The 17180-nt window shown below is 63.0% G+C and carries 13 protein-coding genes; 5 read left to right on the forward strand and 8 right to left on the reverse strand.

Going from position 1 to position 17180, the window contains the following annotated elements; all coding sequences use genetic code 11:
- Positions 1 to 356: 356 nt before the first annotated feature.
- Positions 357 to 524 (reverse strand): hypothetical protein, encoded by a 168-nt coding sequence (locus HNQ39_RS19470; RefSeq protein WP_184200539.1) that lies wholly within the window; start codon positions 522 to 524, stop codon positions 357 to 359.
- 156 nt (positions 525 to 680) lie between these two features.
- Complete coding sequence (locus tag HNQ39_RS19475; protein ID WP_184200543.1) at positions 681 to 1457, reverse strand: menaquinone biosynthetic enzyme MqnA/MqnD family protein; 777 nt, start codon at positions 1455 to 1457, stop codon at positions 681 to 683.
- A 39-nt stretch (positions 1458 to 1496) separates the two neighbouring features.
- On the opposite strand from HNQ39_RS19475, the gene HNQ39_RS19480 reads away from it, so the two are divergent.
- Positions 1497 to 3269 carry a HEAT repeat domain-containing protein gene (locus HNQ39_RS19480; RefSeq protein WP_184200546.1) on the forward strand — a complete coding sequence of 591 codons (1773 nt, stop codon included), beginning with the start codon at positions 1497 to 1499 and terminating at the stop codon, positions 3267 to 3269.
- Positions 3270 to 3348: 79 nt separating this feature from the next.
- Here the strand turns inward: HNQ39_RS19480 and HNQ39_RS19485 are convergent, their stop codons facing one another.
- The 5 genes from HNQ39_RS19485 to HNQ39_RS19505 all read right to left on the reverse strand — a co-directional run bounded on the left by HNQ39_RS19485 (position 3349) and on the right by HNQ39_RS19505 (position 10217).
- On the reverse strand, positions 3349 to 3738 hold the full coding sequence (locus HNQ39_RS19485; protein ID WP_184200549.1) for a hypothetical protein: 390 nt from the start codon (positions 3736 to 3738) through the stop codon (positions 3349 to 3351).
- A gap of 7 nt (positions 3739 to 3745) precedes the next feature.
- The gene (locus tag HNQ39_RS19490) at positions 3746 to 6082 is read right to left on the reverse strand and encodes an aldehyde dehydrogenase family protein (RefSeq protein WP_184200552.1); all 2337 of its coding nucleotides are present in this window, start codon (positions 6080 to 6082) and stop codon (positions 3746 to 3748) included.
- Positions 6079 to 6528, reverse strand: coding sequence for a CBS domain-containing protein (locus HNQ39_RS19495; RefSeq protein ID WP_184200555.1), 450 nt, complete (start codon positions 6526 to 6528; stop codon positions 6079 to 6081). The genes HNQ39_RS19490 and HNQ39_RS19495 overlap by 4 nt, the downstream gene beginning before the upstream one ends.
- A 69-nt stretch (positions 6529 to 6597) precedes the next feature.
- A complete protein-coding gene (locus tag HNQ39_RS19500; protein ID WP_184200558.1) occupies positions 6598 to 7680 on the reverse strand; it encodes an aldose epimerase family protein in 1083 nt (360 codons plus the stop codon).
- Positions 7681 to 7688: 8 nt separating this feature from the next.
- The gene (locus HNQ39_RS19505) at positions 7689 to 10217 is read right to left on the reverse strand and encodes a hypothetical protein (protein ID WP_184200561.1); all 2529 of its coding nucleotides are present in this window, start codon (positions 10215 to 10217) and stop codon (positions 7689 to 7691) included.
- A gap of 79 nt (positions 10218 to 10296) precedes the next feature.
- Between HNQ39_RS19505 and pyrG the strand changes: the two genes are divergently transcribed.
- Complete coding sequence (gene pyrG / locus HNQ39_RS19510; protein WP_184200564.1) at positions 10297 to 11940, forward strand: CTP synthase; 1644 nt, start codon at positions 10297 to 10299, stop codon at positions 11938 to 11940.
- Positions 11941 to 11973: 33 nt separating this feature from the next.
- On the opposite strand, the gene HNQ39_RS19515 is transcribed toward pyrG, so the two are convergent.
- On the reverse strand, positions 11974 to 12576 hold the full coding sequence (locus HNQ39_RS19515) for an OmpH/Skp family outer membrane protein (RefSeq protein WP_184200566.1): 603 nt from the start codon (positions 12574 to 12576) through the stop codon (positions 11974 to 11976).
- A gap of 275 nt (positions 12577 to 12851) precedes the next feature.
- Here HNQ39_RS19515 and HNQ39_RS19520 point away from each other — a divergent pair, with 275 nt between their 5' ends.
- The 3 genes from HNQ39_RS19520 to HNQ39_RS19530 are packed head-to-tail and all read left to right on the forward strand — an operon-like array spanning position 12852 to position 17116.
- Entirely contained in the window at positions 12852 to 15521 is a 2670-nt protein-coding gene (locus HNQ39_RS19520; protein ID WP_184200569.1) for a hypothetical protein, read from the forward strand.
- A gap of 20 nt (positions 15522 to 15541) precedes the next feature.
- Entirely contained in the window at positions 15542 to 16330 is a 789-nt protein-coding gene (locus HNQ39_RS19525) for an enoyl-ACP reductase FabI (protein WP_184200572.1), read from the forward strand.
- Positions 16331 to 16336: 6 nt separating this feature from the next.
- Positions 16337 to 17116, forward strand: a complete 780-nt coding sequence (locus HNQ39_RS19530) for a hypothetical protein (protein ID WP_184200575.1) — start codon at positions 16337 to 16339, stop codon at positions 17114 to 17116.
- The last annotated feature ends 64 nt before the right edge of the window (positions 17117 to 17180 follow it).

Here is a 17180-nt window from a genome sequence, read left to right on the forward strand (position 1 = left end):
GCGTTTTCGGCCTGGTCTTGGGACTTGTTGTGTCCGGTGTTACAATGGTTCTTGCGTGGGTGGCCCCGGATCAGGGACGCCAAAGTCTGCGGAAGATCGCTTGTCGGTCGTTTTTGCCTGTCGGATTACGGAGTCCGAGGCTGAGGCGCTCCGTGCCCTTTGTCGTCCTAAAGAGACTCTTGCTCAATGTGTCCGCCGAATTTTACGGGCGGGACTTGACAAGACCGCCGAAGGTGTGGAGAATGTAAACAATTCGGGTGATGGAACATAATAAACATTATCGGACGTTGTGATTTTATCAAAAACAAGGGCCCCGCACGCGTGTGCGGGGCCTGAATTGTTGGTGTCAAGAAGGCTTAGGCTGCCTGCGGAACCTCGCTGAGCCGCTGCTCGATCTGCTTGACTTGGTCGTGACAGCGATCCAGAAGATCCTCAACTGTCTCCGAGGCGGACGCGACGCCCGCTTTCTTGCCGTGTGTCCAGATGATGTAGGCCGCTGTGGCTGCGGAAACCGTCGCTGCCACCACACCTACAACCCAAAAAGCTTTCTTATTGTCTGTCCTCATCGCCTGGTCTCCCTTTGAAGTTCGTCTTCAGTGTATCATGAGCGTCCTGCGTGACCTCTGTGATATCCCTCATATCTTAGAAGCATTAGCTGCATTTTCGGTTCCCTGTTGGCGCTAGATAAGGCCATGTGCCCGAACTTTTTCCGCAAAGAGCCGCAAACCAGCCTCTTCACGCTCCCCAAGGTCGTAGACAATGGCGTGGGAGAAGTAAGCAGACGCTCGCTCCAGGCTCTCGCCGTGCTCACTGGCGCGCCGGGCGGCCACGAGCTCCAGGTGCGAGACGCCCCATTCCTTGGCCTTAAGAAGCTGTGCGCACAGCTCGGGGGTCAGGAGATCCGGGCGGCCGATCCAGAGCGCGAAGACAAACGGTAGCTGGGTCCAGTCTTTCCAGATCTCACCAAGATCGAGAGCGACCAGACCGGGATCGTAGTCGCGGTAGCCCTTGTCGCCGATCAGGAGCGCGGCATCGTGGTCGGCGAGCATCGTAGCGAGCTCCGGGGCCATCGGGGTGTACTCCGGGGTCAGCCCAAAGCGCTCCTCCAGCAGGATCTTGGTCAGAGTCACGGAGGTCAGCGACGAGGTATCCAGCGCGACTCGCTTGATCTTCTCCACGGGCACTTGGGAAAAGACGCGCACCGAGCGCACGGGGCCATCGCAGGCCACGGAGACTCCTGGCGCGTAGGTCAGCTGGGGACGCCGCACCCACGCGACAGCGGAGACAAGGCCCGCGGCGAAGTCGCCGGGCTCAAGGCGCGGGGCCAAGAGCGACGGCAGGATAAACTCAACACTCGCCCCCAGCGCCCTGCCTTCGTCGGTCTCGCTAAACCAGTCCGTGAGCGGGCGCGCATTGAGGTACGGAACGGAGCCCAGCTTAAAATTGAACGTGTTCATAAAATAATTGTACCACAATTGCGTGTATAATCTGTTGCAATGAGCATGGATGTTTCGCCGACAGGCACAAAGTTTACTCCGCGCAAGGTCCTGGGCGGAGCTCTGCTGGCGCTGATTGGGTTTGGGGTGATCAACTTCGGGATTCAGACCTACTTCACCCGGAGCCAGCTAGGTCTCGTCGCCAGCAAGGATGCGTCGTCGCAGGAGCAAGGGGTTACCCAGCTAATGGGCCGCAAGGTCCTCTTCGACGCCCTCCAGGGCGGCGCTCCCCCCGAGACCCGGCTCGCGGCCATTGTGACCCTGCAGAAGATGTCCGACGGCGGCAAGAACAAGGACGCCTTCGAGCAGCTCCTCCAGATGTGCAAAGACCCCGACACAGAGTCTGCGGAGAAGAAGACCCACCCCGTGCGCGATGCCGCGCGCGCCGCGGTCGCCGCCGTCGGTGCCACCTACGCCGAGCGCCTGCTCGATGCCGCCAAGGACCCGGACAGCAACATCCGCGACGGTGCCCGCGATGCGCTAAAGAAGATCGGTGCGCCGTTAAAAGAGCAGATGGCAAAGCGGCTCTCGGATGGCGGCCTGCGTGGGCCCATCGGCGATATCCTCACCAGTATCGGCCCGGATACGATCCCGCTCATCGTCCCCTACCTCACCGATGAGAAGATCAAAGACGATGCCGGGGCCAAGATCACGCTGATCGAGACGCTCGGCAAGTTCAAGGTGGCGGAGGCGGCCACTCCCCTGCTGCCCTTTATCGACGACAAAGACCCCAATGTGCGCCGTGCGGTGATCACAAGCCTCGCCAATATTGGGGACCCCGTGGGCGCTCCCGTGCTGATCCAGGCACTCTCGAGCCCAGACACCGACGCCTCCGCGCGTGCGGCTGCCGCAGGGGCGCTGGGAGGAATCGGGACGCCCGAGGCCAATGCGGCGATGCTCAAGGCCCTCAGCGACTACGACACGTTTGTGGGGGTCGCGGCGGCGGCGGGTCTGCGCCGTGCGGGTGGCTCAGCCACGACCCAGCTCGCCCAAGCCCTCACCGACCCCAGCCCTTGGGTACGGAGCCTCGCGGCAGAGGCGGCGGGTGGTCAGCGCACCGCGACCCTCGCCACCAAGGCCCTCACCGACAGCGATCCCGCCGTCCGTGCCAAGGCCGCGGCTGCCCTTGGGGATGTCCTGTTCCGCGCCGCCGGGATTCGTCAGGCACTCGCCGCCCTTGCAAGCGCTGCGGACGACAAGGCCCGGGATGCCGCTGTGACCGACCTGATCCGCTTTGGCGCAGAGCAGGAAACCAACGCCGTGGGCGCACCACCTGCAGCAAAGACCAGCCTGATCGCCTACTACACCGCCAAGCGCGATGCCGAGAAAGACGACAAGAAAAAAGCCCCCTGGGACAAGAAGATCGCCGCTCTCTCGGCCCCGAGCCTCGCCCCCGCGCTCGCCCAGCCCACCGAGTTTCTGCCCCTGATCACCGCGCTGAGCGATAAAGAAGGTGCCTCCGAGGCCGCAGCAATCGCACTGGGCAGACTGGGAACTGTCGCGGTCGAGGCGCTCAAGGCAAAGTTAGGAAGCGGAGACGATACCCTGGCGTACTATGCGTCCAAGGCCCTCGCAACAGTCGGCCGGGATGCCGTCCCCGGTCTCCTGCCACTGGCAACCGAGGGAAACCCCGCCGCCCGCTGGGCCGCGATCACCCTCGGCGAGATCCGCGACCCGAAAGCCGCTTCTGCGCTTGAGGCGCTCACTAAGTCCGCCAGCGAGGACACGGCCTTTGTTGCCCAGGCCGCTCTGTCCAAAGTCAAGCCGGGATAATCCTGAACCGGACAAAGCGTGAGCCCCTAGGCTGGACAAAGCGTGAGCCCCTAGGCTGGCCTAAGGGCTCACGTGTTCACTATAACGAATAAAGTCTTCGGATCATATCGTACCAAAGCAGATAATGTGTTCCTTCATCAAAAGGGATCTCGTAAGGGACGTTGTGATTCACAGCACAGTACTTTTCTGCAAATTTATTGCCGCTGATGTTTGCAAAGACTCTCGACTTCCCCATCACTCCCGTACTCAATAGGAATTCAAAAATACGCGAGCAATCGCTATCGCTGGTAGTAGAGACATCATAGATAATGATATTGGTGACGACAAAATTCTCACCGATAATATCCAGTGGATTTCCGTCATAGACAAAATCCCACTCTATTGGAAGGTTTCTTGCTATAGCTATAAGAAGAGCACGAATCTTCTTGAAGTCATGACCGTAGTAAGAAACCGTGAGCGTATTTGCCATCTATCTATTACCAAGGAAGCTCATCGGTGTAGGGAAGCCAGATATTCTTGACCTGGGTCGCGGCCCGGAGAAACGCATCGGGGCGGGGAAGCGTGCCGGGCTTGGGGCACCAGGTCCGCTTGAGATTCCCCACCGACGCGGCCTCGACAAGTGCAGGGTTCTCCCCAAAGTACCAGACACCATCGACATCATCGTGTTCCGCCAGGGTCTTTAGGAGCGCGTCACGCTCGCCGGTGACGATATTCACGACGCCACTCGGAACATCGCTGGTCTCCAGAACCTGGTAGAAGTCGGTCGCCGAGAGCGGGTGTGCTTCGGAGGGAACGGCGATCACGGCATTTCCCAGCGCGATCGCTGGGGCGACGGTGTTGATCAAGCCGAGTAGCGGCTGTGCGCTGGGACAGGCGATTCCGAGGACGCCAAGCGGCTCGGGCATCGCGAGGACCACACTTTTTTGCACGGTCCGGTGGACGGCACCGTCGTTTTTGTCTGCCCACGCCGCCCAGACAAAGAGGGACTGGAGCGCAGCATCCACCTCCGCGGTGCCATCTAGTCCCGTCTGCTGGGCGATTCGGGCGGCGAACTCGGTGGAGCGGTAGTTTAGGTTCTCGGCGAGGTAGTAGAGAATCTGAGCTCGGTTATGGCCACTGGTAGTGCCCCAGCCTGCGGACGCTGCTCGTGCCGCCTCGACAGCATTCCGCAGGTCCTTACGACTGCCCTCCCCCACTAAGCCAATAGACGTGCCGTCTGGCCCCAGAACGCGCCGGCTGTAGCCCGAGTCCGGGCGCGCTTGCTTTCCGCCGATATAGAGCTTCGCGGTCTGGTCGAGTGTGGGGGCTTCTTTCGTTGCAGAAGCACTGGCTTGGGAGCTCGGAACCACGACAGGCGTGCTCTCGACGAGATACTCCCAGAGGCCCTCGCGACCGCCCTCGCGGCCAAAGCCGGACTCACGGTAGCCACCAAAGCCCGCTGCCGCATCGAAGAGGTTGGTCCCGTTGATCCAGATCGTCCCCGCCTTCAGCTTCGGCGCGAGCTCCAAGCACTGATTCAGGCTCTCCGACCAGAGCGAGGCGGCGAGGCCATAGGGCGTGTTGTTGGCGAGCGCCACGGCCTCAGCAGGTGTCCGAAAACTCATCGCGACGAGCACGGGGCCGAAAATCTCTTGCTGTGCGACGACGGAGGCAGGGGCCACTCCAGTGAGGAGGGTCGGTGGGTAGAAGCAGCCGTTGGTCGGGCACGCTTGGGTCGTCTGGTAGAGAGTCGCCCCCTCCTCCACCCCGGCTTGGACAAGCTCGCTGATCCGCGCTAGCTGGACGGGCGCGACAATCGCCCCGATATCCGCGACTTTATCCATCGGGTCCCCGACACGCAGGGTCTCCATGCGGCGCTTGAGCTTCTCGATAAAGCGAGCCTCGATACTCTCTTGCACCAACAAGCGGCTTCCCGCGCAGCAGACTTGGCCTTGGTTGAACCAGATCGCGTCCACGACCCCTTCCACGGCGGCGTCGAGGTCCGCATCCTCAAAGACCAGAAACGGAGACTTGCCTCCCAGCTCCAGGGTCAGCTTCTTGCCCGAGCCCGCGGTCGCCTTGCGAATCAAGCGCCCCACTTCGGTGGAGCCGGTAAAGGCAAGCTTGTCGATCTCGGGGTGCGCGACCAGAGCCGCGCCGGTGGTGCCATCGCCGGTGACGATATTCACGACTCCGTCGGGCAGGCCGACCTCCTGGCAGATCTCAGCAAAGAGTAGCGCCGTGAGCGAGGTGAACTCTGCCGGCTTGAGTACGACAGTCGAGCCGGTCGCGAGGGCGGGCGCGATCTTCCAGGCGAGCATCAGCAGCGGAAAGTTCCAAGGGATGATCTGCCCGCAAACCCCGACCCCCTCATAGCCCGGAAACTCGCTCTCCAGAAGGGTTGCCCAGCCCGCGTGGTGGTAGAAGTGGCGCGCGACCAAGGGAATATCGATATCGCGGGTCTCACGGATCGGCTTGCCATTGTCGAGGGTCTCTAGGACGGCAAAGAGGCGCGCGTGCTTCTGGACCTGGCGTGCCAGGGCGTAGAGATAGCGTGCCCGTCCCGCGCCGCCGAGGGCTCTCCAGGCAGGCAGGGCCGTGCGTGCCGCCGCGACAGCCGCCGCAATATCCTCCGCGCTCCCCTGGCTGAGCTGGGCGAGCTCGGTGCCCGTGGCGGGATTGTTCGTGGGGAAGGTCGCGGTGGGAGCTGTCCAGGCTCCCCCGATAAAGTGCCCAAAGCGGCTCTGGTGCTGGGAAAGCCAAGCAAGCGCCGGGGCCGCACTCTCCGGCGCGGGGCCGTAGTCCATGGTCTCAAAGATCTCCGCGACACTCATAGGGCAAAGACTGCCTTTAGCAGGTCCTCACGCGTCACAATCCCCACCAGCGCTCCAGAGTCGTCGACAACCGGGAGGCGGTTGATCTTTTTCTGGACGAGTAGCTGGGAGGCCTCGTGCAGGCTTGTTCTCTCCGTGATGGTGAGCACATTCTTGGTCATCACCTCGGAGACCGGGAGATCGGCTCCGAAGTGGTAGAGCCGCTGGAGAGTGTCCTCCGACACCAGCAGGAGCCCAAAGACTGCCGTGCGGGGAAGGGCGGCGCGCTTGCGGGCCTCGTTGAGCAGGTCGGACTCGGAGAGCACCCCGACGAGCGCTCCGGTGGCATCGACGACAGGGGCACCGCTGATCCCCTTCTCGGAGAGAATCACCGCGGCCTCGCGGAGGGTCAGCGTACTGGGAATCGTCACGACCTCCCGGGTCATGAGCGAAGAGATGGTTTCCATAGGCAAATTTTACCCCTCCTGACACCGAAATGCCGGGAGGGGCGAAAAGAAGAACGAGCGGCTGTGAGCCTACTTCACGAGAAAGGCATACTCGGTCTTGGTGCGGTAGGTCTGACCAGGCTGCAGGATCGTGTTGGGGAAGCTCTTCTGGTTCGGGGAGTCCGGGAAGTGCTGGGTCTCCAGGCAGAAGCCCGAGTACTGGACATACTTCCAGCCGCCCCGCCCGACAAGCGTGCCATCGAGGAAGTTTCCGGTGTAGAACTGGATCCCTGGCTGGTCGGTGCGCACCTCAAGGAGGCGGCCTGTGTTGTGGTCGTGGACCCGTGCGACTGTCGCGTAGCCCTTGGCCCCCGGCAGCAGGACATAGTTCAGGTCGTAGCCGATCGCCGGCTCTTTCCCCCCCGCAGCATTGATCCGATCCCCGATGATCGCGGGCTGGGTGAAGAAGTCGTAGGGCGTGTCGGTGACGGGCAGGATCTTGCCGGTGGGCAGGAGATCGTCGTCGCCCTCCGTGTAGCTCTTCCCCGCGATATACAGCTCATGGTCGAGGATCGTCCCCGAGCCCTTGAGGTTGAAGTACGCGTGGTTGGTCAGGTTGATCGGACAGGGCTTGTCGGTTGTTGCCGCGTACTCCATCTTCACCGTGTTGGCCTCGGTCAGCGTGAAGATCACCGATGCATTGACATTGCCCGGGTAGCCTTCGTCGCCGTCTTTGCTCAGGTAGGTGAACTGCACCGCGGGGCCATCGGGGCGCGGGACGATCTGTGCCTTCCAGTTAACCCAGCACAGGGCCTTGCTCTCGCCGCCGTGCAGGTGGTTGGGTGGGTTGTTGGTCGCCAGCTTGTAGGTCTTGCCGCCAATGGTAAAGCGCCCCTTGCCAATCCGGTTGGCGTAGCGCCCGACGGTCGCACCCATGTAGGGTTGTGCAGGCTTGCCATTGAACTCGTAGGCCGCGATATTGTCAAAACCCAGACAGACCTCGCCGAGCTTGCCCGACTTATCCGGTGCCATCACGGAGGTTAGGGTAGCCCCGTAGGTGATAATCTTTGCCGAGAGCCCATTCTTGTTGGTGAGGGTGTAGATATCTACCGGCTCACCACTCCTGAGCTTACCAAACGACGCTTTTGTCACGCCTGCCATCTCTTCATCCATTCCTTTCCTCAAATCTCTAGCACCACAGTCGCTGTGGCCTCTAGAACGAGTACGCCGTTATTGTAGCCGACTTTTTTCGCCTTGCCCCGAATTTCTTCCGGTTCCTCCGAAAGTCCGGTGACAAGAATCGAGTACGCTCCCTCGGGCCAGCCCTCCAAACGCGCCTTCCGCGGCCCTGTCTTGGTAACCCGGCCCGGCGCGTGCACCAAGAGCCCTGGTGCCAGAAGCTCCCGGCTGTAGAGGGGCGTCCCCGAGACCCGCAACAGCGGAATCTGAACGGTCGCCGGGTTGATCGCCGGGTCGTTGCGAAGCTGGGCTACGACATTAAACGAGTCCGGGAGCAGGCCCTGGCGCTCTTTGTCCGAGCCGGGTGGGTAGGACTGCTGGGCACCGCTGGCGACAATCCCCTCCGCGAGAGTCTTCCAGGGCGCGGAGGAAGGCAGGTGGCGTGCGAGGTCCAAGAGCGCGTCGGCGTAGACCAAGCCGCACCACTGCACCGGTAGCCCGATCCAGTTGGGGGCCACCCAGCCGGTCGCCCCTAGGACAGGAGTCGTGGCGTAGAGCCCCACCTCCTCCCCCGGATTGGGATGCACCAGGTACGTGAAGGGGACGCCGGTCCAGGCCCAGTGGTTTGCCATCTCCAGAAAGTACGGCTCGCCCGAGAGCTCAAAGGCCAGAGTCCCTGCCTTGACAAGGTAGGCCGATGCGAGGATATCCGGCGTGTGGAGGGGGACCTCCCAGGTCTGAGCACCGCGCGGCACGGTGTTCCTCCAGCGCTCGTGGGCTTGCTTGGTGCGCTCCAGCGCCGCCCGCAGCAGCGCCTTGTCTCCAGAGAGCATCGCCTGCTCCAGCGCGGAGGCCAAGATCGGCGCGACAAGGCCCGTGGCGCTCTTTTCAAAGTGTGTCGCGCCGTAGTCCACTTTTCCGGGCACGTAGGACACGGTCCCATCCGGCGCAAACCGAGCGAGTGCCTGCTCTGCCTGTGCCCTGGCCTTGGCGATCAGCTCCTGTCCTCCCCCCCGAGCCAGTGCCGGCCCGAGCGTCTGGACATGCCCGACGCCCCCCGTCTCCCCCTTCCCCACCCGTGCGGCTGCCTCTGCGGCGGCGGCGCGCAGGCGTGGCTCGCGGCGGCGTAGCCCGAGAGCCTCCAGGAGCATGGCGGCATCCGCGGCAGGCTGTGGGGGAAAGGTCCCTGGTAGCGCATGGCGGAACTCCCCACGCGCACCACACCCCGAGTCGAGCCAGCCCCCCCCCGTGAGCGCGTCCCACTTGGGCTTTGGCACGGGCGGAAGCGGGTTGTCCCGGAGCCACGCCTCGACTGCGGGAAGCACCGAGCCCCCCACTCCCCCGTAGAGCGACGCCTTGATGACCAGAGGCTGGCCGGGTTTGAGCAGCACTCCTGCATGGGGTAAGACACTCCCATTGGGGCGTGGGCTTCCCGGGAAGAGCAGGCCCATGACATGCCCCCCCTGTGTCCCCATGCGCCGGTTGGGCGAGTCAAAGACCGGAGCGCAGTGCGGCGACTTCTCCCAGGCAAGCGCGAGCCAGGTGCCAGATTTTTGCTGCATCGCCATCAAGGGCAGGGTGAGCAGGTGGGAGTCGGGGACATGGCGAAGTGCCTGCGGGCCACGCAGGTCTGCCTCACTGCTACTAGTGTCGTGCTCGTCCAGGTACTCGACTCCACTCAGCAATGCCTGGCGGCGCTCCCCCACCAAAAGCAAGAGCGCCGGGACATGGGCCAGGTAGCGAGGCTGGTCGCACAGCAGGGTGGTGACCACTTGGATCCGATCGCCCTTCTCGGCCTGGAAGCGCTGCTCAAGGGTCCAGACGCCCCCATCGGGGTCCGCGGCGGCGGCACGGATCGCACTGCCGATCACGGTGGGAGTGGCCTTCTCGGACCAGCTCACCCACTGGAGCGGCTTGTCGGGCGCGGTCTGGTAGCCGAGGAGAAGCTGTGAGTACCCCAGCGCCAGCCCGGTGCCGTCCCAGAGCACCTCGAACGAGCCGATCCCCAGTGCATGGCGAACCTTCAGCCGACCGCTGACCACCTCAAAGGCCGTGAGCGCGGGCGGGGCGACCGGCTCCCGCCATGTCGGCTCCGTCAGAGGAGTGCGGGGCTCCAGGGTGAGGCTTGCCAGAGTCGTGACAGCGCCCTTTGTTCCGGGAGGATCGAAGCGAAAGTGGACCTGCTCGCCCGTGAGGGCCGGAATCGCGATCCGAACGTCCTCCCAGCGCGCCGCCTTCACGGGAAACCGCACGGAGCTCTCTTCCGTGGCATAGGCAGGAGGCGAGAAAAAAAAGACCTGGGCCATCCCGCTCTGGGTTGCCTTCAGGCGCACGCGGAGCCAGAGTGGCTTCCCTGCGGGGGCCTTTGCCAGCGGGCTATGGACATAGGGATCGTCCCCGGTGGCAGCGATCACCAGCCCCTCCGGCGAGCTCGACAGGGCAGCGACATCGTGGGCACCAACCCAGCCATCACGGCCTGTGGGGGTGGTCAGGTCAAAGAGTGGCTTGCTTGCCTCTTGTGTGAGCATCATAGGGCTAGTATGACAGATTTAACCTTTGATGATATACTACGGCACGGGCCGCACCCTTGCGGTCCGTTTTTTTATTGCCATGCCCACCCAAACAAACCCACAAAAATCCACCAAGTATATCTTCGTCACCGGCGGAGTCGTCAGCTCTATCGGGAAGGGGATCACCTCCGCTGCCCTGGGACGCCTGCTCCGTAACCGTGGCTTCAAGGTCGCGATGGTCAAGCTTGATCCCTATATTAATGTCGATGCGGGAACCATGAACCCCTTTCAGCACGGCGAGGTCTTTGTCACCGACGACGGCGCGGAGACGGACCTGGACCTGGGGCACTACGAGCGCTTTGTGGACATCAACCTCAGCCGCTCCGCGAGCGTGACCACGGGGACGGTCTACGGCGCAGTGATCGCCAAGGAGCGCCGGGGAGACTACCTGGGGGGGACGGTTCAGGTGATCCCCCATGTCACCAACGAGATCAAGGAGCGCATTGTCGGGCTGGGCAAGTCCACGGGCGCGGACGTGGTCCTCGCGGAGGTGGGCGGCACGGTAGGCGATATCGAGGGACTCCCGTTTCTGGAGGCGATCCGCCAGATGAAGCGCGATGCCGGCCCGGGCAATGTGCTCTTTGTCCATGTCACCTTGATCCCGACCGTTGGGCCCTGGGGGGAGATCAAGACCAAGCCCACCCAGCACTCGGTGGTGAAGCTCCGCGAGGTCGGGATCGCCCCGGATGTGCTGGTCTGCCGCGTCAAGGAGGGCCTCTCCGCCGAGCACCGGGAGAAGATCGCGCTCTTCTGCGATGTCGATGCCGAGGCGGTGATCCCGGCCCGCGATGTCGCCTCCATCTACGAGATCCCCGTGATTTACGAGGAAGAGGGCTTTGCCGAGCTCGTGGTCAAGCGCCTCAATCTCCCCGATAGCGATGCGCATTTAGAGGAGTGGAAGACCATTGTCGAGCGCGTCCTACACCCCGCCCATGCGATCAAAGTGGCGGTGGTGGGCAAGTATGTCCAGAACGGCGATGCCTATATCTCGATCGCGGAGGGCCTGCGCCACGCGGGGATCGCCCACAACTGCCGCGTGGAGCTGGACTGGGTAGACTCCGAGGAGCTCGAGAACGAGGGCTTCGATGTGGTCGGGCGGCTCCAGGGCAACGATGCCATCGTGGTCTGCCCGGGCTTTGGGGCGCGCGGGATCGAGGGCAAGATCCAGGCGGTGCGCTACGCCCGTGAGAACCGGATTCCCTACTTTGGGATCTGCCTGGGGATGCAGATGGCGGTGATCGAGTACGCGCGGACGGTCTGTGGGCTTACCGGAGCCAACTCCACCGAGATGGACGAGAAGACACCCCACCCCGTGATCCACCTCATGCACGACCAGTACCGGATCGAGGACAAGGGCGCGACCATGCGTCTTGGGCTCTGGGACTGCCACCTGAGCGAGGGGAGCCTTGCTGCACGGGTCTACGGCACGACCTTTATCCAGGAGCGCCATCGCCACCGCTACGAGTTCAACAACGACTACCGCGAGCGGCTTGTCGATGCGGGCCTCGTGTGCTCAGGGATCAACAAAGAGAAGAACTTGGTCGAGATTGTCGAGCTTCCTGGCCACCCCTACTTTGTGGGAGTCCAGTTCCACCCCGAGTTCAAGAGCCGTCCCAACCGCGCACAGCCGCTCTTTGCCGGGCTGGTTGAGGCCGCGCTAAAAGCAAAACAGACCGGGGGATAACCCCCGGTCTGCTGGCTGGGTGCAGGCTCGCGCCTAGCCGCCCATCATCTTCATCTGCTGGTCGATCTGCTGCTTGATCATCGGCTTGAACTTCTCCGGAGCCGCCGCCAGGACCTCGTCGCCGATCTTCTTGGCGATGGGCTTGATCTCGGCAAGCATCTTGGTCTGGATCGGCTTGATCTCTCCCTCGAGCTTCTTGGCATCTGGATCGGACTTCATCTTCGCCTGAAAGGCCTGCATCTTCTTGATGAAGGCCTGGCCCTTCGGTCCCTGCTGCTCCTCAGGCTTGATGGCCTGGCCCTCTTTTTGAAGAGCCTCGGCCTCGGCCTTGTACTTGGCCTGGAGCTTATCGGTCGTGGCCTTGTTCTTGGTCTGAGCGGCCTGGATCTGCGGCTGGTACTTCTTCTGAATGGCCTGAATCTGCGGCATGTACTTGGCTTGAATCGCCTGTGCCTTCGTGGTGAAGTCCTGGTAGGCCTTCTTGTCCGCCTCGGACATCGCGCCAGGTCCGGCAGGCTTCTGACCCCCGGCGGGAGCCTTTCCTGCCGCTGGCTTCTGGGCATGCGCTGGTGCAACCAGACTGACCGTTACCGCTAGTGAGAGAGCGGCAACCAGCCGCACCATCCATTGCTTCATAGTGACTTACTTCCTGACTTTCTTCGCTGTTTCGAACACATTACCGTGATTACGAAAGAGTTACTGCGATTGGTTCCCTCTCTGGGAAACAGGAGCTAGCTTACCCCGTTTCATCATCGGACGATACCCTGGGGTAGCATCACCCTAAATTTCCTAGTTGGGTGACGTGCTTAAAAGGTTTTTGCACGCATTATGTCGAACGAAGTGTACCAGAGGATTAGCAATTTATGCACGTCGGCCGTGTTTTCCTGTGCTTCTTGTGCACTCTTTTACTTGTGGTTCGTGCCGCAGACGCCCAGCCGCCGGCCCGCTTGACAGCGACCGTGGACCGGGCAGGGACGGTCACTATCCGGGTGGCAGCGAGCCAGCGGGTCTACGCGACCATCCGCCCAGGAATCTTTGAGGCACCCTGGCAGTTCCGCACCGCGGTTGCAGGAGCACAGCCCGGAACCGCCCGACTGCGTGCACGCACCGCCGGGGCGACAGTCGCAGTGACCTTTGACGCCAGCCTGGAGGCGACCTCCGACCGCAACCTCAAGCTCCGCTACACCCTCACCCCCGACAAAGAGATTAAGGTAAATAGTGTCCATGTCGCTCTCTTGACCCCTACCGATGAGTGGACAGAAGGCAGGGGCGTGCTGGCCGAGAGCGAGGCGCTCATCGAGGAGACGGCCCCCAAGTCCGCGACCCGGCTCTCCGGGACCGGGACACTGGTTCTGACACGACGCGGGGCGCGCCTCGCTGCCGAGGCCAAGGACCAGCCCGCCCTGCTCCAAGATAACCGCCCCTTCAACGCCAAGGAGCTGGAGCTTCGCTTTGGCAAGCAAACCCCCGAGACCACAGGCCGTGTCTGGAAAGCGGGCGAGACCGAGACCTTTGAGCTCCTGATAAACCTTCCCTCTCCCACATCGCTGATTCGCGAGGAGCCGGTGACCATCACGGCGGGTGAGGACTGGATCCCGCTGGACGAGCCGAGCTTGGAGATCACTCCAGGGAGCGCGCTGGACTTCTCCACCCTCCTGGATGCCCCCGCCGGAAAGTACGGACGTGTTGTCTCCACGGGCGGGCACTTTGGGTTTGAGCGTGGCACCAAGCCCCAGCGTTTCTGGGGGGTGAACCTCTGCTTCGGGGCCAACTACCTCGAGAAGCCCGAGGCCGATGCCCTCGCCACACGCCTCGCACGCCTCGGCTACAACACCGTCCGCATCCACCACTTCGATGGCGAGGTTCTCGTGCCCGCGCAGCTCGACAAGCTGGACTACCTGATCGCCGCGCTCAAGAAGCAGGGCATCTACATCAAGACCGATCTCTTTGTCTCCCGACAGATCCCCGATACGATCGCGCTGGGAGACTTCAAGGCAGCCGTGCTGGTCTCCGAGCCCGCCTTTGCAAACTGGAGAGACTTCACCCGCACGCTCCTGACCCATGTCAATCCCTACACCCAGCTCGCCTGGAAGGACGAGCCCGCGATTGGCTGGCTGAGCGTCGTGAATGAGCCCAATCTGACCAATGGGTTTGCGACCTTCAAGCCCGAGCTCTACGCCCTGTTCGAGAAAGAGTGGCAAGCCTGGCGCAAGAGCCGGAGCCTCGCTCCTGCAGCCCTGCCTCGGCAGGTGGGCAACGATCGAGCGGGGCGCGAGGTGGGGGCGTTTCTCGCGATTCTCCATGAGCGAGGCTACGCCAAGATGAAGGCTGCGATTCGGGAGCTCGGCTGCAAGGCACTCCTGACCGACCTGAATGGCTGGTCCGAGTCCCCCGCGTTCATGGCGGCCCGCACGAGCCTCGACTTTATCGACACCCACTTCTACTGGGACCATCCGCGTTTTCTGGAGAGCGACTGGAAGCTCCCCTCTGCGGGTCTCCAAGAAGGTGCCTCGGCGCTGGGGAGTGGTGGTGCGGGGCCGGGCGAGGTTGCGATGAGCCGACTCTTTGGCAAGCCCTTTACGGTGAGCGAGTTTAACTATTCTGCGCCCAATAACTACCGGGTCGAGGGGGGCTTGCTGGTCGGGGCCGCCGCCGCGGTGCAGGACTGGGACGCGGTCTGGCGCTTTGCCTACGCCCACTCCCGAGAGGCCACCCTCGCGGCGAGCCCCCTGAGCTACTTCGACCTCGCCAGCGATCCCGCCGGGCTCCTCAGCGACCGGGCGGCCGTTCTGCTCTTTGTCCGTGGCGATGTCCGCCCCGCACCGGGCGCGATCAGCCGCTACCTGCGCCGCGACGAGCTCCTGACCAAGCCTGAGCTGACACCGACGCCCGGCTTCGGCGAGCTTGCGCTTGTCACGCGCGTCGGTAGCTGGGTCGAGGATGCAAGCGGCCCGCTGGCTCCCCCCCGGCCCGCCGAGCTCCGCCTAACCAAGGGAGACTCCAAGGACGCTCTCGCGCAGCTCTTTCAGACCCGTCGGCTTCCTGAGACGAACCGCACCAACTTCGACACCCAAGAGCGGCAGTCGGAGACCAACGAGGTCTTTGTCAATGGCCAGTTTGGCTCGCTCCGCGTGGTGACACCACGGACCCTGGGGGGGATCTGCCCTGAGGGCGATGCGATCAAGTGTGGCCCCCTCCGTATCGATATCGAGGGTGCCAAGGCCGCCGTCTATGTGTCGTCGCTAGACGGCAAGCCGGTGGCGGAGAGTGGGCGGCTCCTTGTGGCACATATCACCGATGTCCAAAACACGGGGTTGCGCTACAGTGCCCCCGATCGGCAAGTGCTGGAGAGCTGGGGCACCCTCCCGCACCTAGTCCAGCGCGGCTTGGCAAACCTGACCCTGACGAGAAAACTTCCGGGGAAGGTGGAGGCCTGGCGGCTCGACACCACGGGCAAGCGTGTCGCGCCCCTCGCGGCAAAGCTCACTGGCACCGAGCTGAGCCTGCCGCTCTCGGTTCTCGGACCAGACGGAAAAGCGACGATATACTATGAGGTTGTGATCAAGGGAGCAACTCCTTGACAGGAACTGTGAGGTTTTGAATGGGTTTTCTGGAAGGTAAGAAGGGGCTGATCTATGGAGTGCGCAACCAGCGCTCCATTGCATGGGGCTGTGCGCAGTCGCTGGCGCGTGAGGGCGCGGAGCTGGCACTGACCTTTCTCGGGGAGCGTGAGGAGCAGGATGTCAAGAAGCTCTCCCCTGAGCTAGGTGATGCGGTCAAGCTGATCCACGGCTGCGATCTCACCCAGCCGGAGCAGGTGGAGTCGCTCCACGCCGCGATCAAGGAGAGCCTGGGCCAGCTGGACTTCGTGATCCACGCAGTTGCCTTTGCCAAGAAAGAAGACCTGACCAATCCCTTTCTCGAGACGTCCGTGGAAGGCTTTGGCCTTGCCCTCAATGTCTCCGCCTATACCCTCGTGACCGCGGCGCGCGCCGCCGAGCCGCTCATGACTGAGGGCGGAAGCATCCTCACTCTGACCTACATCGGTGCCGATCGTGTAATCCCAAACTACAACGTCATGGGAGTCGCCAAGGCCGCCTTGGAGTCGTCGGTGCGGTACCTGGCCCATGAGCTCGGCCCCAAGAAGATCCGGGTCAATGCGATCTCCGCCGGCCCCGTGATGACCCTCTCGGCGCGTGGAATCTCAGGCTTTACCGGGATGTACAAGTCGGTTGCAGAGGTTGCCCCGCTGCGGAAGGCGACCGATATCGACGAGGTCGGCGATACGGCGGCGTTTCTCTGCTCCCACCTGTCACGCGGGATCACGGGGGAGACGTTGTATGTGGACAGTGGGTACCACATCCTAGGAATGCTCACCGGAATGGAGTAGTTCACCATGCGCTTGCCCCGAGGTCCGTTTTTCTTATTCCTGCTCCTCCTTGCCGGCTGCGGCGGGGGTGGTGGCAGCGACGATCCCGGGGCAAGCTCGGTTGTGGCGGCGCGGGCAACCCTTGCCGCCGACTCCGCGCCCGAGGTGCTGGTCCAGTGGGCTGCACCGCTGGATATCTCCGCGCAGCGCATTGTTGAGTACCATGTCTTCCGCGATGGCAACCGGGTGGGCGCGGTCGATAGAGACGGCAGAAGCTTCCGAGACACGACCGCAGAGGGGGCGTTTTCCTACCAGGAGGCCAGTGGCACCGCCCTGACACCGCGCACGGGCAACCATAGCGCGATCCGGCCCGGCAAGCGTGTCCGCTACCAGGTACGGGTGCTCTTCCAGCGTATCGAGACCAGTGGGGCCACGAGCTACGCCGAGACCACGCTCAATGAGCCGGGAGTGGCCACGACGGCACTCGTGCGCCCGGCTCTCTCCAGCGCGACCCCCCAGGCGAGCGAGGCCCTCCTCCGATTCCCCAAGCTCGACGGCGCAAACCAGTACCAAGCTGAGCTCTCCGCCTACCCCGATTTTCGCAGTAAGACCGTCCGCGGTCCTGTGCTGGTCACCAGCGGAGAGGGCCTCATCACCATCCCTTGGCCCGCCGACAGCACGCCAGGGAGCACGGTCTACTGCCGAATCGGCGCTCGCGCCACCAGCGATGCGAGCCCACCGTTCACCACCGACCCCAACGGCGACGACTACATCTACTCGGTAGCACAAACGATTGTGCGCCCCTAACCACGACGCGGTATACTCTGGGCAGGAAAATCGCCATGCCTGACTCTCCAGATCAAACACAGAA

It is taken from the genome of Armatimonas rosea (assembly GCF_014202505.1).
Classification (GTDB): domain Bacteria; phylum Armatimonadota; class Armatimonadia; order Armatimonadales; family Armatimonadaceae; genus Armatimonas; species Armatimonas rosea.

Bases quoted from the DNA above. Each gene is read 5' to 3' on its own strand.
- HNQ39_RS19475 (WP_184200543.1), bottom strand. From the start codon at position 1,457: ATGAACACGTTCAATTTTAAGCTGGGCTCCGTTCCGTACCTCAATGCG.
- HNQ39_RS19480 (WP_184200546.1), top strand. From the start codon at position 1,497: ATGAGCATGGATGTTTCGCCGACAGGCACAAAGTTTACTCCGCGCAAG.
- HNQ39_RS19485 (WP_184200549.1), bottom strand. From the start codon at position 3,738: ATGGCAAATACGCTCACGGTTTCTTACTACGGTCATGACTTCAAGAAG.
- HNQ39_RS19490 (WP_184200552.1), bottom strand. From the start codon at position 6,082: ATGAGTGTCGCGGAGATCTTTGAGACCATGGACTACGGCCCCGCGCCG.
- HNQ39_RS19495 (WP_184200555.1), bottom strand. From the start codon at position 6,528: ATGGAAACCATCTCTTCGCTCATGACCCGGGAGGTCGTGACGATTCCC.
- HNQ39_RS19500 (WP_184200558.1), bottom strand. From the start codon at position 7,680: ATGGATGAAGAGATGGCAGGCGTGACAAAAGCGTCGTTTGGTAAGCTC.
- HNQ39_RS19505 (WP_184200561.1), bottom strand. From the start codon at position 10,217: ATGATGCTCACACAAGAGGCAAGCAAGCCACTCTTTGACCTGACCACC.
- pyrG (WP_184200564.1), top strand. From the start codon at position 10,297: ATGCCCACCCAAACAAACCCACAAAAATCCACCAAGTATATCTTCGTC.
- HNQ39_RS19515 (WP_184200566.1), bottom strand. From the start codon at position 12,576: ATGAAGCAATGGATGGTGCGGCTGGTTGCCGCTCTCTCACTAGCGGTA.
- HNQ39_RS19525 (WP_184200572.1), top strand. From the start codon at position 15,542: ATGGGTTTTCTGGAAGGTAAGAAGGGGCTGATCTATGGAGTGCGCAAC.
- HNQ39_RS19530 (WP_184200575.1), top strand. From the start codon at position 16,337: ATGCGCTTGCCCCGAGGTCCGTTTTTCTTATTCCTGCTCCTCCTTGCC.